Raw genomic sequence first — 14,627 nt, 5'->3', positions numbered from 1 at the left:
TCCTCAGCGAGGTATTCCCCCAGCCCGGACACGCCGGTGTGCATCTCCGCCCCACCCAGTTCCTCTTCCGTCGCCACCTCGCCGGTCGCGGCCATGAGCAGCGGCGGCCCGGCGAGAAAAGCGCGCGAGCGCCCGCGCACCATGATCACCACGTCGGAGAGGCCCGGCATGTAGGCGCCACCCGCCGTGCCCGAGCCGTGTTGCACGGTGATCACCGGCAGGCCCGCAGCCGAGAGGCGGGCGAGGTTGCGGAACAGCCCACCGCCGAGCACGAAGCCCTCAACCTGGTACTTCATCAGGTTCGCGCCCGCGCTCTCGACCAGGTGCACGAAGGGCAGCTTGTTCTCCAGCGCCATCTCTTGCACGCGCAGCATCTTCTCCAGCCCTCGCGGCTGGATGGCACCGGCCTCGATGCCCGAATCACTCGCCACCACCATGCAGCGCACACCGTGGATGAAGCCGATGCCGGCCAACATGCCACCGCCCGGCACCGACTTCTCGGCGTCCTGGGTATCTTGCAGAAACCCAGCGAGCGAACACAGCGGCAACCAGGCGGCACCCGGGTCCAGCAGCAGGCCGATGCGTTCGCGTGGCAGCAGCTGGCCGCGTTTGTCGAACACCGGTTTCGACTTTGCCGAGGCCTGGGCGGCGCGGTCTTCGAGGGCGCGAAGCTGGGCGATGCGGGCGAGCATGGCTTCGCGACGCTGCGCGGCCTGGGCACTGTGGGGGTTAAAACTGGACGGGTGGTTCATGCGGCGGCCCTCACCCCAACCCTCTCCCGCACGCGGGAGAGGGGGTGAATTGCGCCTGCGCCCCGCTGTGTCCTGCAAGCTCCGGAGCGCCTTGTCATGCCCCCTCTCCCGCGTGCGGGAGAGGGCTGGGGTGACCCCCTGCGAAAACCTTCGGCGTCACATACCGGTGAAAGCCGTCAAACGGCTTCACCGCGTCGCGCTGCTGCACCTCGTCGGGCGCGGCCACCTGCCCCCAGCCCATGCGCACCTGGGGCCGCGCACCGTCCACCCGCAGCACCGTGCCGCTGATGAAGCTCGCGGCCGGCGAGAGCAGAAACACGATGGCGGCCGAGGTCTCGGCCTCGTTGCCGAAGCGGCCCAGCGGCACGGTCTGGCGCATCTCGCGCAGCATCGGCCCGGCCTCTGCGGGATAGTGGTCCATGCCGCTGGAGGCGATGTAGCCCGGCGCGACCGCGTTCACGCGCACGCCGCTTTTCGCCCACTCCATCGCGGCGGTTTCGGTGAAGCTCACCATGCCCGCGCGCGCCGCGCCGCTGTGGCCCATGCCGGGCATGGAGCCCCAGAAGTCGGCCACGATGTTGACCACCGAGCCGCCGTGCGCCGCCATGCTCTGCAGGTAACACTCGCGCGCCACCAGGAAGCCGCCGGTGAGGTTGGTGTCGATCACCGCCTGCCAGCCCTTGGCGCTGATGTTTTCCAGCGGCGTCATGTATTGCCCGCCCGCGTTGTTGATCAGCGCATCGATGCGGCCATGCGCACGCACCGCGTCGGCCACCATGGCCTTCACGCCCTCTTCGTGGCGGATGTCGCAGACGTGGAAGCTCGCGCGCCCGCCGTCCTCGGCGATCTCGACCGCCGTCGCCTGCAGCTTGTCGGGGTTGCGACCCACCAGCACCACCATCGCGCCCAGCCGCGCCAGCTCGTGCGCGGTGCAGCGGCCAATGCCAGAGCCGCCACCGGTCACCATCGCCACACGGCCGGCGAACAAACCGTCGCGAAAGGCAGACCGATACGTTTCGCTCATGCCAAGTCCTTTAAAAACAGTTGCAACGAGGCCTCGGTCAGGTCGTCGAGCGTGGCGCTGCGGCGCGGGTCGTACCACTGCACCGACCAGTTGAGCGCGCCAAAAATCATCAACCGCGACAGCGCGGGGTCGCCCTGCAGTTCGCCGCTGCCCTGCAGCGCCTGCAGCACCGGCACCCACACCGCCTCGTAGCCGTCTTTCAGGCGCTTGACCTCGATGCGCTCGGCCTCCGACAGCGAACGCCACTCATAGAGCATCACCGGGATGAAGTCGCTGTCGGGCCCGAGCAGCGCCTCGAAGTGGTTGCGCACCAGCACCCGCAGCGCCTCGCGCGCCGTCATGGTCTGACCTCGCTTGAGCTTCGCCGTGGCGCGCGCCATCGCCTCGGTCTGCCGCGCCGCAGCGCTCACCATGCCCTCCTGCATCACGGCTGCGAGCAGGGCTTCCTTGTTGTCGAAGTGGTAGAAGGGCGAGCCCGAGCGCATGCCGGCGGCGGTGGCGATGTCGCGTGTGCTGGTGGCCGCAAAACCCTGGTTGCGGAACAGGCGGGCCGCAGCCCGCAACAGGTCCTGGCGGCGGTTGCCGTCGTCGCGTTCGTCGGCGGTTTTGCGGGGACGGCCACGCGCACGGCGCGGCTCGTCGGCCAATGGAGGGGGGGGCAAGGCATCGCTCATGGGCAACGACCTTATCAGCGCTTCGTATTTTTAGCAATCAAATGCTTTGTGAAAATAGAAAGCACTGTCACCGGGCAGACACCGGGTCGAAGACGTGCACGTGAACGCGGCGGCGGGTTCATGCGCTCACCCTATCAACAACACAGGTTCGGCCCATTTCGCCCAGAAGAGCCACCACAGGGCGCAGACTGCAGGGTGCCGGTCGAAGGCCGGGCGCGGCTTAAGTGGTCGCCCTGCTGTTTTCAAGCCCTCGAATGCACCATAAAAACAAGAATATTCTTCATTGAATATCTGATTTTTACAGCAGTTCAATGCCTGTACATTTGGCCCCTCTTCCCTTGTCCACTCGTTGGAGACTTCCATGAAAAAACTGCTTTCCCTGCTGGCCGTCGTTTTGACGCTCGGCCTGACCACCGTCGCGATGGACGTTGAAGCCAAGCGCCTCGGCGGCGGCAAATCGCTCGGCATGCAACGCCAGGCCACGCCCCCGGCCAAAGCGCCCGACGCCTCCCCCAACGCCGCGCCCGCCGCTGGCGCCGCCGGTGCGGGTGCCGCCGCTGCCGCACCCAAGCGCAACTGGATGGGCCCCATTGCCGGTCTCGCCGCTGGTCTGGGCCTGGCCGCGCTGGCCTCGCACCTGGGCTTCGGTGAAGGCCTGGCCAACATGCTGATGATCGGCCTGCTGGTGATGGTCGCGTTCGCCGCGTTCCGCTTCTTCATGGCCAAACGCGCCGCCTCGCAAGGCGGTGGCGGAGCCTTGGCCGGAGCGGCCGCTGGCGCCGGCAACGCGGGCAACAACACCTTCCGCATGCCCACGACCCCGGCCAGCAACGGCAACACCGGCCTCAGCCAGGGCGGCTCCATGATTGGCGCCAACCTGCAGCAGCCCGCCAGCCGCATTCCGGCCGACTTCGACGTGCCCGCCTTTGTGCGCAACGCCAAGGTCAACTTCATCCGCCTGCAGGCTTCCAACGACGCCGGCAACCTGGACGACATCCGCACCTTCACCACGCCCGAAATGTTTGCCGAGATCCAGATGGACATCCGCGAACGCAACGGCGCCACACAGGAAACCCGGGTGCTCGACCTCGAAGCCGACGTGCGCGAAGTGGTGGAAGAAGACAACCGCTACATCGTGAGCGTGCACTTCACCGGCCGCGTGCAGGAAGACGGCGGCGCGCCCGAAGACATCAACGAAACCTGGCACATGACCAAGCCGCGCCAAGGCAGCGGCGGCTGGGTTCTTGCAGGGGTTCAACAAAGCTGACCCCCCGCGCCGCCTTCGGCGTCACCCCCCAGGGGGCAATGCGAGCGGCCCGGCGGAGCCGGTTCCGCCGCATTCTGGGCTTGGGACATCCGCTCCGGACATGGGTTCGGTTGAACCAAATCCTTTCAGATTGTTCTCACGGAGAACTCCTCTTGCCCCGGCCGAAAGCCGGGGCTTTTTTTCGCTTCGACTTTTCCGGAGCGTGAGCCCAGCGCGGGGGGATCACAAGCCATAGCGGCGCAAGCGCGCCGCTATGGCGGAATGCGATGTGCCCAACCGCTCCGCCAGCTTGCGCGTGCTCGGGTACTGCGGCAGCAGCCGCTGCAGCAGCGCGCGCTCGAAACCCGCCACCGCGTCGTCGAGGCTGCTGACCTCGTCGCTGAGCGCGGGGCTGGCGCTGACCACGTCGGCGCCGGCGAGTTCGAGCGCGGCGGTGTCGATCACGGGCGATTCGTTCAGCGTGACCGCGCGGAAAACCACGTTTTGTAGCTGCCGCACATTGCCCAGCCAGCGGTTGGCCAGCAGTGCTTCGCCGGCCGCGCGGCTCAGGCGCGCCTTGGGCCGGCCGGTCTGCGCGCAGGCGCGCTCCAGGAACACCTGGGCCAGCGGCAGGATGTCTTCGGTGCGGTCGCGCAGCGGCGGCAGGTTGAGCTGCAGCACGTCGAGGCGGAACAGCAGGTCCTGCCGGAAGGCGCCGGTGGACACCATGTCTTCGAGCGAGCGGTGGGTCGCGCTGATGATGCGCACGTTCACCTTCAGATCGCGCTCGCCGCCCACGCGCCGGAAGCTGCCGTCGTTCAGGAAACGCAGCAGCTTGGCCTGCAGGTAGGGCGACATTTCACCCACCTCGTCGAGAAACAGCGTGCCGCCGTCGGTCAGCTCCAGCAGGCCCGGTCGGCCGTTGCGCAGCGCGCCGGTGAAGGCGCCGGGCGCGTAGCCGAACAGCTCGCTCTCGGCCAGGCTCTCGGGCAGGGCCGCGCAGTTGAGCGCAAAAAACGGCTGGTCGCGGCGCAGGCTGCCGGCGTGGCAGGCGTGGGCCACCAGCTCCTTGCCGGTGCCCGTCTCGCCGCGGATCAAGAGCGGCGCGTCGACCTGCGCCATGCGCGCGGCGCGCTGCTTGAGCTGGCGGATCGCGGGCGACTGGCCGAGGATGGCCTCGAAGCCGCCCGCGCTGTAGTTCTGCAGCGCGCTGATGCGCTCGCCCAGGCGCTGCGGCGCGTGCAGGGTGAGCACCGCGCCGGCCACGCTGCCGCCCGCCTCGTGCAGCGCCACCGTCTCCATCAGGAAGCGCTGCCCACCCACCTGCACCTCGCTCACCGGCAGCCGATAGGCCTGCGCGATCAGCGCGTCCACCAGCTGGGCGTCGCCCGTGAGGTCTTTCAGTGAGCGCCCACTCAGCTGGGCCTCCGCCACGCCACATGCCGCCACCGCCGCCGCGTTCGCCAGCACCACGGCCCCGCGCGCGTCGACCGCGAGCACCGGGTCGGTCTGCGAGGCGAGCAGCGCGTCGAGGTAGAGGCGCCGCCGCGCGCCGGGCAGCATCTCCAGCTCGGCCACCGACAGCACGCCCGCCACCCGCAGCAGCTCGGCCTGCAGCGCCGCCAAGTCCAGCGCGCCCAACGCAGGCGCCTCAATGTAGATGTGCGGCGGTTCGACCTCGACCGCCGACACGCTGAGCGCGCGGCTGGCGAGCTGGGCCAGGATTTCCTGGGCGATGCCGACCCGGTCGGTGAAGTGGACGTCGATGCGCATGGTGAATCCGTAACGTTTTCAACACATTGTATGGATTTCAATACAAACGCTTCCCACCTTTGTTTCTAAACGATTTTCGTCCTAGTTTCTCTACATCGGCGCCAAGTCGTATCGATTTCAATACAAGAAGGCCCACACCGCCGCCCACACGCTGGAAAAAAACCGAGCCGAATCAAGCACTTGCCCGATGCGAGCCCGTGGCACAGGCCTTGCAATCCGCCCGCCCAGGCCCCGACCGCAGCGCACCCGCGCCGCAGGGCCTCCAACCGAGAGCAACAACATGCGGGTTCTGATTCTGGGCAGCGGTGTCATCGGCACCACGATGGCGTATTACCTGGCGCGCGACGGCCACGAGGTCGAGGTGATCGACCGCCAGCCCGGCCCCGCGCTGGAAACCAGCTACGCCAACGCGGGCGAGGTCTCGCCCGGCTACTCGGCGCCCTGGGCCGGCCCGGGCGTGCCGGTGAAAGCGATCAAGTGGCTGCTCATGCACCACAGCCCGCTGGTGATCAAACCCATGCTCGACCCGTCCATGTGGCGCTGGGGCCTGTCGATGCTGCGCAACTGCACCGAGGCGCGTTACCAGGTCAACAAGGGCCGCATGGTGCGCCTGGCCGAATACAGCCGCGACTGCCTGAAAGAGCTGCGCGCCGACATCGGCATTCAGTACGACCACCGCGAGCAGGGCACGCTGCAGCTCTTCCGCACCCAGGCCCAGCTCGACGGCACGGCCAAGGACATCGACATCCTCAAGGAATACGGCGTGCCCTACCAGGTGCTCGACCGCACCGGCTACCTGCAATACGAGCCGGCACTGGCCGACGTGAAAGAGAAGTTTGTCGGCGCGCTGCGCCTGCCCGGCGACGAAACCGGCGACTGCTTCAAATTCACCAACGAGCTGGCCGAGAAGGCCAAGGCCCTGGGCGTGAAGTTCCACTTCGGCGTGAGCATCGAGGCGCTGGAGCGCGAAGGCAGCCGCATCACCGGCGTGCGCACCGACCAGGGCGTGATGAAAGCCGACCGCTATGTGCTTGCGCTGGGCAGCTACTCAACCGCCATGCTCGCGCCGCTGGGCATTCACATCCCGGTCTACCCGGTCAAGGGCTTCTCGATCACGGTGCCGATCAGCGACGCCGCCAAGGCACCCGAATCGACCATCATGGACGAGACCCACAAGGTCGCCGTCACCCGCCTGGGCGACCGCATCCGCGTCGGCGGCACGGCGCAGCTCTCGGGCTTCGACCTGGAACTGAACGCAGGCCGCCGCAAGACACTGGAGTTTGTCGTCACCGACCTCTTTCCCAAGGGCGGTGACGTGGCCAAGGCCGAGTTCTGGACCGGCCTGCGCCCCATGACGCCCGACGGCACGCCCATCCTCGGCGAGAGCCGCTACGACAACCTGCTGCTCTCCACCGGCCACGGCACGCTCGGCTGGACCATGGCCGCCGGCACCGGCCGCGTCATGGCCGACCTCATCAGCGGCCGCACGCCCGAGATCAGCATGGAAGGCCTGAGCGTCGCCCGCTACGGCTGAACGTCTTTCACCACTCCCCCGAACGGGGGATGTTGCGGGCGGGCGGTGGGCGTACAAATGGACGCCGTGGCGCCAGCGCCCGCGACCGTCGGGCAGCGTCCTCATGGGAGACCTCCGTGAGCCCCCGTTCCATTGCCCAGAACGCCCCCTCGAGCGCTGCCGCGTCCGGCAAGCCCGCTCGCAGCACCGCCCCAAAAACACCGGCCAAGAAGCCGCCGACCAAGCCCGCTCCCAAGAGCAAATGGCTGGCCGGTCACCAGTTTGATGCCCGGCCCGACCGGCTCGACTTCCGCGACCTGCGCTACAAGCCGCCGCTGCGCTCCTTGCCGCCCCACTTCCCCACTGCAGCGCACCTCGCGCAGGCGCTGCCTTCGTACGTCGCGGCCCAGCTGGTGCTGGACCAGGGGCGCGAGGGCGCCTGCACGGGCTTTGGCCTCGCCGCGGTGGTCAACTACCTGATGTGGCTGCGCGAGCTCGGCCAGCCCGGCGCCAACCAGGCGATCCGGGTCAGCCCCCACATGTTCTACGAGCTCGCCCGCCGCTACGACGAGTGGGAGGGCGACCACTACGAAGGCTCCTCGTGCCGCGGCGCGCTCAAGGGCTTTCACAAACACGGCGTCTGCCAGGAACGCTACTGGCCCAAGAGTGGGCAAGGCGCACGCGCCGAAACGGAATGGGACGTGGACGCGCTCCGGCACCCGCTGGGCGTCTACTACCGCATCAACAAAAGCTCGGTGGTCGAGATGCAATCGGCCATCGCCGACATCGGCGCCATCTACGTCAGCGCCCAGGTGCACGACGGCTGGGCACGCGTCGCCCAGCTCAAGAAGGCGCCCGGTTCCCACGACGAGGCCGAGCTGCCGACCATCCCCGAGCGCCAGGGCGCCGAGCTCGGCGGTCACGCCTTTGCCCTGGTGGGCTACAACGACCGCGGTTTCATCGTGCAGAACTCCTGGGGCGGGCGATGGGGCGCGGCGGGGTTTGCCGTGATGCCGTACAGCGACTGGGTGCAATACGGCACCGACGCCTGGGCCATGGGCATGGGCGTCCCCCAGCGCCACGAGGTGTCGCCCGAGCGCATCGCCGCCCAGCGCTGGCCGCACCGCAGCGGGCGCTCGCTGAGCCAGGCGAGCCGCCAGTGCCAGAACCCCGACAACCCGCTGGACGACCCCTGGCCCATCGACCGCGAGTTCGATCACAAGCCCTACGAGCCCTGGTCCACCGCCCAGGCCTATGAGCACACGCTGGTGACCGGCAACAACGGCCATGTCGAGCTCACCGACCTCACCGCGGGCATCGACGGCGATGTCGCGCGCTTCGTGCAGGCCCAGGTGGACCGGGCGCTGGGGTTCTTCCAGACACAGCCGCAGGCCCAGCTCATGGTCTATGCCCACGGCGGCCTCAACAGCGAGGCCGAGTCCATCGACCGCATCCGGGTACTGGCGCCCTACTTCGAGGCCAACGGCGTCTACCCGCTGTTCCTGACCTGGCGCACCGGCCCGCTGGAAACCCTGAGGCACACGCTGGCGGACAAGCTGCGCCAGGCCTTCGGCATCGACGACGAGCGGGCGCGCGGCATGCTGGCGAGCCTGGGCGAAGCGCGCGACCGCAGCGTCGAGGCGATCGCGGGCAAAGCCTTCAAAGGCCTGTGGAGCGAGATGCGGCAGAACGCCCGGCTTGCCGCGCTGAAAGGCCGGGGCAGCCACCTGCTGGCCGAGGCGCTCGCGGCGCTGCAAGCCCAGCTCGGCGCCCAGCCCCTGCGGCTGCACCTCGTCGGCCACTCGGCGGGTTCCATCGTGCTGGGCCACCTGGTCGAACGGCTCGCGGCCAGCCAGGTCAAGGCCAGCAGCTGCACGCTGTACGCGCCCGCCTGCACCGTCGCCTTTGCCAACGAAAAATACCTGAAAGCAGGCGCGGCGGTGATCACGCCCCAGCAGATGCACCTGCACTGCCTCACGGACCGGCAGGAGAAAGACGACGACATGGTCCAGCTCGGCCCCCTCACGCTCTACGGCAAATCCCTGCTCTACCTCGTGAGCCGGGCGCTGGACGACGCGCGCAAGATGCCCCTGCTTGGCATGGAGCGCGCCCACGACCCCCAGCACTTCAACGACGACCAGTGGGCAAGCAGCCAGCTCGCATCGCTCGCGCACTGGCACACCGCCTTCCCCGCCACCCACCTCCACCTGGTGCCCACGCCCTACATCCGGGTCAACAAACAAGGCAAGACCGAGCGGGCCACACACGGCTCGTTCGACAACAACATCGACGTGATCGAGGCGACCCTGCGGCGCATCACGGGGCAAGCGCCGGTCAGCCCCATCGAGTGGCTGGACTACTGAACCCGAGCCCCAACCAAGGAGCACACACCATGAGCGAACCGAGCAAACCAAGTGTCTGGGTCGAGCTGCTCAAGTACCCGATCACCATCTTTTCCCTGCTGCTGGCCCTGTTGGTGGCCCAGTCCATGCTGGGCGTGCAGTTTGGCCAGGTCACCGAACTCGGCCCGGGCGGCATCAAGTTCGTGCAACAAGCCAGCGGCGAAATCGCCAGCCTCGAAGGCAAGCTCAACGGCGTGCTGGCCGAAATCGAGGCGCTGAAAAAGGCGGCGCCCGCCGTGACCACGGCGGCATCCACCGAGACCCAGGCCGAGGTCTTTGCGGCCACCCAGACCGTGTCGGACCAGACCGCCCAGTTCGCCAGCGTGGCACGCGAGGTGGCGCCCAGCGCTCCCTCGGCCCGCAAGGGCTACATCTGGATCGGTGACTTCAAGGGCGACTGGGGCAAGACCATGCTCGGCACCGGCAGCAACGACGCCCCCGTGAGAGGCAAGCCCGAAGCGCTGCCACTGGGCGCCACCTACACCGCGCTGGGCAACATGGTGGTGCGCGACGGCCTGCCCTCCAACGACGCGGAGTACTTCCGCGCCCGCGGCAGCCTGGGCGTGATCCCCAAAGGCACCTCGCTCAAATTGCTCGGCACCCCCGTCGCCATCGACCGCGGGTACGCCGTCCAGTACTGGGCCCAGATCGAGTGGAAATGAGGCCCCGAACGCACCCCGAAAGTGCCCCGCAGGCGACCGCCGGCATGCACCTCTTTGGACTCCCTTGAACAGGGGATGCCAAGCGCGCAGGGCGGGCGTACAACGCCGTTTGCAGCGCGCGCGGGCCTGAACCCCACCGGCCCGGCGCTGCAGGCGCCGGACACGGGCAGCGCGCTCATGAACGGCACACACCCTCTGCCTCAAAGGAGCCCGCCATGCCTAAACCCTCATCGAAAGCCGCCGCCAAAACCGCCTCGGCTTCATATCCAAAAACAACCGCCAAAGCCAAAGGCCCCGCCGCCAAAAAGCCGCGCCCCGCCCGATCCGATCCGCCCGGGGCCCCGCTCCTCTACTGCCGCCAGCCGGTGACCGACATGCGCCAGTTCGGCGCCGATGTCGCCACGCCACGCGCGTTTTCCATCATCAGCTTCGGCAAACAGTGGGTCAAAGGCACCACGCTGACCTACCACTGCTACGCCGGCAGCGACGCCGGTGTGCCCGGCGCGTGGCGAGGCAGCCCCATCGACATCGCCGAGGTGCGCAAGGCCTTCGACGAGTGGGCCGCGCTGGGCATCGGCATCGAATTCCGCGAAGTGGCCAACCCGCAGGACGCCACCGTGCGCATCGGCTTCGACCAGAGCGACGGCTCCTGGTCTTACGTGGGCCGCGACGTGCTCTCCGTGCGCGACCCGCAGCACCGCACCATGAACTTCGGCTGGCCGCTCACCACCACCCACGGCCACGACACCGCGCTGCACGAAATCGGCCACACCCTCGGCCTCGAACACGAGCACCAGAACCCCCACGCCGGCATCGTCTGGAACGTGCCCGCCGTGCGCAACCACTTCCGCGCCGCGCCCAACAGCTGGGACGACGCCACCATCGAACAAAACATCCTGCGCAAGATCGCCACCGACTCCATCAAAGGCAGCCAGTGGGACCCGGACTCGGTGATGGAATACGCCTTCGCTCCCGGCCTGATCGCCGAGCCCGCGAGATACACCACCACCGGCCTGCACCCGGCCGGCGGCCTCTCGCAGCTGGACATCGCCTGGGTGCGCGTCGCCTACCCCAAAGACCCGGCCACCGCCGGCCTGCCGCAGCTCAAGACCGGGCTCTCGCAACTGCTGCAGCTCGACCGCGGCCAGACCCGCGTGTTCGAGTTCGTCGCACCGCGCACCCGCACCTACAACGTCGGCACCTTCGGCACCTCCGACACGGTGGTCGTGCTGTTCGAGGTGACGCCGCAGGGCAATGTGCAGCTCGCTGGCGACGACGACAGCGGCGTGGACCGCAACGCGTTGATCCAGATGCGCCTCACCAAAGGTCGCACCTACCAGATCGGCATCCGCCTCTACTACGCCGACGCGCAGGCCGAAACGGCCATCATGGTGTGGTGAGCGGCTGAAGGCTCACCCACACACGACTTCGCGCACAGCCACCCTGTAACCCCATGCCGCATGGCCCCGCCACCACACGTTGACCTCATCGTCTTCGGCGCCACCGGCTTCACCGGCCGACTCGTCGCCGAATACCTGCACACCACCTACGGCGACAGCGGCCCCGTCACCTGGGCCATGGCCGGGCGCAGCCTGGAGAAGCTCCAACGGGTGCGCGATGAGCTCGGCATTTCCCCGGCCCTGCCTTTGCTGGTCGCCGACGCCACCGACACCGCCGCGCTCGCTCGGCTGGTGTCGCAAGCCAAGGTCGTGATCACCACCGTCGGCCCCTACCAGCGCCACGGCGAAGCGCTGGTCACTGCTTGCGCGAAGGCCGGCACCGACTACGTGGACCTCTGCGGCGAGCCCGGCTGGATGGCCAAGATGATCCCGCGCCTTCAGGGCCCGGCCGCCCTCAGCGGCGCGCGCATCGTGTTCTCCTGCGGCTTCGACTCCATCCCTTTCGACCTCGGCGTGGTCTACCTGCAGCACCAAGCGCAAGAGCGCCTGGGCGCACCGCTGGTGCGCGTCAACGGCCGGGTGAAGGAGATGAAAGGCGGCTTCTCCGGTGGCACCGCCGCCAGCCTGATCGCCACGCTCGAAGCCAGCGCCCAGGACCCGTCGCTCGCCCGCACCCTGGCCAACCCCTTCGCACTCACGCCCGGTTTCCACGGTCCACCGCAACCCGACGACAACGTGGCCGAGCGCGACGAATGGCTGGGCCAATGGACCGCGCCCTTCGTCATGGCCACCATCAACACCAAGAACGTTCACCGCACCCACGCCCTGCTCGGCCACCCCTGGGGCACCGGCTTCGTCTACAGCGAACGTTGGCTCACCGGCGAAGGCGCCAAAGGCGAAGCCCGCGCACGCCGGCTCGCACGGCAGACCAAGGTTCAAAACGCCCTGCTCGCCGTCGGCCCCACCCGCGCCCTCATCCGCCGCTTCGCGCTGCCCCAGCCGGGTGAAGGCCCGAGCCAGGAGCAACGCGAGAAAGGCCACTATGAAATCGTCTTCACCGGCCAGACCGCCGACGGCCGCCGCCTGAGCGCCACCGTCCAAGGCGACCGCGACCCCGGCTACGGCAGCACCAGCAAACTCATCACCGAAGCCGCGCTCTGCCTCGCCCAGACCACCGGCCACCAGAGCACACCCGGCGGCGTGTGGACGCCGGGCGCGGCGATGGGCATGACGCTGGTGCGGCGCTTGCAGGCGAAGGCCGGGTTGACGTTCGGGGTGGGGTGATCGTGGGGCTTCCACTCGGCCTCTATTGATGCCAACCAGTCCCTGCAGAAACTGCGGGGCTCACCGGCGACACGCTCAGGCGTTGCTGGGGGCCAATGGTTCGTCCGCCGCCCCGCCGGCTTCAGGCATCACGTAAACGACGGCGCGGCTGCGACCAAGCACAGGCGATACGACAGCTTCATAGAAGGCCACCGGCACCACCACGCAGCCGGCCGATACGCGGCGCGCTTGCGGGTCAGCCGAGGCCAGGCGCGTCGCGCGGTGCTGCTGCGACGGTCCTGGGCGCAATCGGTGGATAGCCAGCGCGCTGTCGTAGTCGATCCAGACCACGGATTCGCCCCCGAGGTTGCGGCCAGGCTCGGAGACGAATCGGCCTGCTGTGGTCACCCGGTCGCCCTTTCGCAGTTGTCCGCTCTGGGTGCGTGCCCCTACGCCCGGCACGGCCCGGTCGCCATAGTCCGCCCCCAGCAGCACCGGCGTGGAGCCGACGAGTTGGCCGTTGCCCAGGAAGACCGTGAGCACGGCCGCCTTTTTGTCGACGACAGCGAAAGGCAGGCCTCCGTGGTCTGCCGTGGCAATCACCTGTCGGGCCAGCGCCAACGCAGCGACAGCTGGCATGTTGGGTGATGGCGTGGCCCCTGCCGACAGGGCCGGCCCGCCGAGCAGGGCGACGAATAGCGCGACTGTGAGCCCAGGGATCGAGAACCGCATGTTGCAAAGCCGCCGCATTTGAACGCGGAACGGCTTGCACCTCCCGCGACTGCCACAAGTGACGACCCCGAAAGACCGCCGTGTGGACAGATGCTATTGGTCCTGCGGGATGGCAAGGCGCGCAAAAGCAGGCGAAAGGCAGCGCAAATGCTCCTTCAGTCCTGGGGCTTCCAACACCTCGTGCCGTAGGGTCGGCCCGGTTTGGGTCAAAGTTGATGCGACTGGCTTGCTTCGCCGCCAAAGTTCTTGCGTCTGGACCTCCGGCGTGAATCCTCTTCCGTTCATCTCGACAGTCAGGCCGCAATCGCTGCCTGACTTTGACCAGCCGGCTTCTACGATTCTTTGGAGGCCCAAATGCTTGAGCAGATCAACTCACCAACCGCTCAAAATGCTGTCGGACATAGGGGACGGTGCCAAAGGCGAAGCCCGCGCACGCCGGCTCGCGCGGCAGACCAAGTTTCAAAACGCCCTGCTCACCCTCGGCCCCACCCGCGCCCTCATCCGCCGCTTCGCGCTGCCCCAGCCGGGTGAAGGCCCGAGCCAGGAGCAACGCGAGAAGGGCCACTATGAAATCGTCTTCACCGGCCAGACCGCCGACGGCCGCCGCCTGAGCGCCACCGTCCAAGGCGACCGCGACCCCGGCTACGGCAGCACCTGCAAACTCATCACCGAAGCCGCGCTCTGCCTCGCCCAGACCACCGGCCACCAGAGCACACCCGGCGGCGTGTGGACGCCGGGCGCGTCGATGGGCATGACGCTGGTGCGGCGCTTGCAGGCGAAGGTCGGGTTGACGTTCGAAGTGGGGTGATCGTTGGCGTCGCCTGATGCGGGATTGAGGCGCACGGCGACGTGGCCAGCCGCGGGCGAGAAGGCGTCGCTCGTGGCGCGGGGCTCAATGCCCGGACAGGGTCAGGGCCTCGTGCACGAACTCGACCAACTCGCCAGGGGGCTTGTGCGGAGTAAAGCGGGCGGGCTTGATGGGGATGGATACGCTAGTTAATTGGGGTCGCCAAGGCGGATGCCAGCCCTACTCTTTTCGCTCTGGAGGATTCCGATAACGCCTAGGGATGGTCTGCACAACACCCGGATCTGCGTGGGCTGATGCTCGCAATTTCAAATGGCGGCAATTTTTGCTGATCAAGAGGTGTTTTCGGGCTAATTTCACTCCTGTTGGCGACCCCTTGGC

General features: G+C 68.0%; 13 protein-coding genes. 7 read left to right on the top strand and 6 right to left on the bottom strand.

Annotated features, from left to right (window positions below; all coding sequences use genetic code 11):
• The 4 genes from B0E41_RS20775 to B0E41_RS26790 form a co-directional block, all read right to left on the bottom strand.
• Nucleotides 1-752: carboxyl transferase domain-containing protein (locus B0E41_RS20775; protein WP_290440858.1), on the bottom strand; the 752-nt coding region annotated here is incomplete at its 3' end.
• A 94-nt stretch (nucleotides 753-846) separates the two neighbouring features.
• Nucleotides 847-1,776, bottom strand: coding sequence for an SDR family oxidoreductase (locus B0E41_RS20770; protein WP_077334019.1), 930 nt, complete (start codon nucleotides 1,774-1,776; stop codon nucleotides 847-849).
• Nucleotides 1,773-2,450 carry a TetR/AcrR family transcriptional regulator gene (locus B0E41_RS20765; protein ID WP_077334017.1) on the bottom strand — a complete coding sequence of 226 codons (678 nt, stop codon included), beginning with the start codon at nucleotides 2,448-2,450 and terminating at the stop codon, nucleotides 1,773-1,775. The genes B0E41_RS20770 and B0E41_RS20765 overlap by 4 nt, the downstream gene beginning before the upstream one ends.
• A 126-nt stretch (nucleotides 2,451-2,576) precedes the next feature.
• Nucleotides 2,577-2,813, bottom strand: a complete 237-nt coding sequence (locus B0E41_RS26790) for a hypothetical protein (RefSeq protein WP_143433940.1) — start codon at nucleotides 2,811-2,813, stop codon at nucleotides 2,577-2,579.
• Here B0E41_RS26790 and B0E41_RS20760 point away from each other — a divergent pair.
• Nucleotides 2,812-3,717, top strand: a complete 906-nt coding sequence (locus B0E41_RS20760) for a Tim44-like domain-containing protein (protein WP_077334015.1) — start codon at nucleotides 2,812-2,814, stop codon at nucleotides 3,715-3,717. The genes B0E41_RS26790 and B0E41_RS20760 overlap by 2 nt on opposite strands.
• Before the next feature lie 222 nt (nucleotides 3,718-3,939).
• Here the strand turns inward: B0E41_RS20760 and B0E41_RS20755 are convergent, their stop codons facing one another.
• Entirely contained in the window at nucleotides 3,940-5,469 is a 1,530-nt protein-coding gene (locus tag B0E41_RS20755; protein ID WP_077334013.1) for a sigma 54-interacting transcriptional regulator, read from the bottom strand.
• 280 nt (nucleotides 5,470-5,749) lie between these two features.
• On the opposite strand from B0E41_RS20755, the gene B0E41_RS20750 reads away from it, so the two are divergent.
• The 5 genes from B0E41_RS20750 to B0E41_RS20730 all read left to right on the top strand — a co-directional run bounded on the left by B0E41_RS20750 (nucleotide 5,750) and on the right by B0E41_RS20730 (nucleotide 12,730).
• The gene (locus B0E41_RS20750) at nucleotides 5,750-7,003 is read left to right on the top strand and encodes a D-amino acid dehydrogenase (protein ID WP_077334011.1); all 1,254 of its coding nucleotides are present in this window, start codon (nucleotides 5,750-5,752) and stop codon (nucleotides 7,001-7,003) included.
• 116 nt (nucleotides 7,004-7,119) lie between these two features.
• Nucleotides 7,120-9,345, top strand: coding sequence for a C1 family peptidase (locus B0E41_RS20745; protein WP_077334009.1), 2,226 nt, complete (start codon nucleotides 7,120-7,122; stop codon nucleotides 9,343-9,345).
• Nucleotides 9,346-9,374: 29 nt separating this feature from the next.
• Nucleotides 9,375-10,046 carry a hypothetical protein gene (locus B0E41_RS20740; protein ID WP_077334007.1) on the top strand — a complete coding sequence of 224 codons (672 nt, stop codon included), beginning with the start codon at nucleotides 9,375-9,377 and terminating at the stop codon, nucleotides 10,044-10,046.
• A gap of 215 nt (nucleotides 10,047-10,261) precedes the next feature.
• Entirely contained in the window at nucleotides 10,262-11,446 is a 1,185-nt protein-coding gene (locus B0E41_RS20735; RefSeq protein ID WP_077334005.1) for a M12 family metallopeptidase, read from the top strand.
• Between the two features lie 60 nt (nucleotides 11,447-11,506).
• A complete protein-coding gene (locus tag B0E41_RS20730) occupies nucleotides 11,507-12,730 on the top strand; it encodes a saccharopine dehydrogenase NADP-binding domain-containing protein (RefSeq protein ID WP_077334003.1) in 1,224 nt (407 codons plus the stop codon).
• Between the two features lie 75 nt (nucleotides 12,731-12,805).
• Here B0E41_RS20730 and B0E41_RS20725 read toward each other — a convergent pair whose 3' ends face one another.
• A complete protein-coding gene (locus B0E41_RS20725) occupies nucleotides 12,806-13,348 on the bottom strand; it encodes a L,D-transpeptidase (RefSeq protein ID WP_143433938.1) in 543 nt (180 codons plus the stop codon).
• A gap of 481 nt (nucleotides 13,349-13,829) precedes the next feature.
• Between B0E41_RS20725 and B0E41_RS20720 the strand changes: the two genes are divergently transcribed.
• Nucleotides 13,830-14,249 carry a hypothetical protein gene (locus B0E41_RS20720; RefSeq protein ID WP_077333999.1) on the top strand — a complete coding sequence of 140 codons (420 nt, stop codon included), beginning with the start codon at nucleotides 13,830-13,832 and terminating at the stop codon, nucleotides 14,247-14,249.
• The last annotated feature ends 378 nt before the right edge of the window (nucleotides 14,250-14,627 follow it).

The sequence above is a fragment of the Hydrogenophaga sp. A37 genome, assembly GCF_002001205.1.
GTDB lineage: Bacteria > Pseudomonadota > Gammaproteobacteria > Burkholderiales > Burkholderiaceae_C > Hydrogenophaga.
This window is presented reverse-complemented; position numbering and strand designations above follow the sequence as displayed.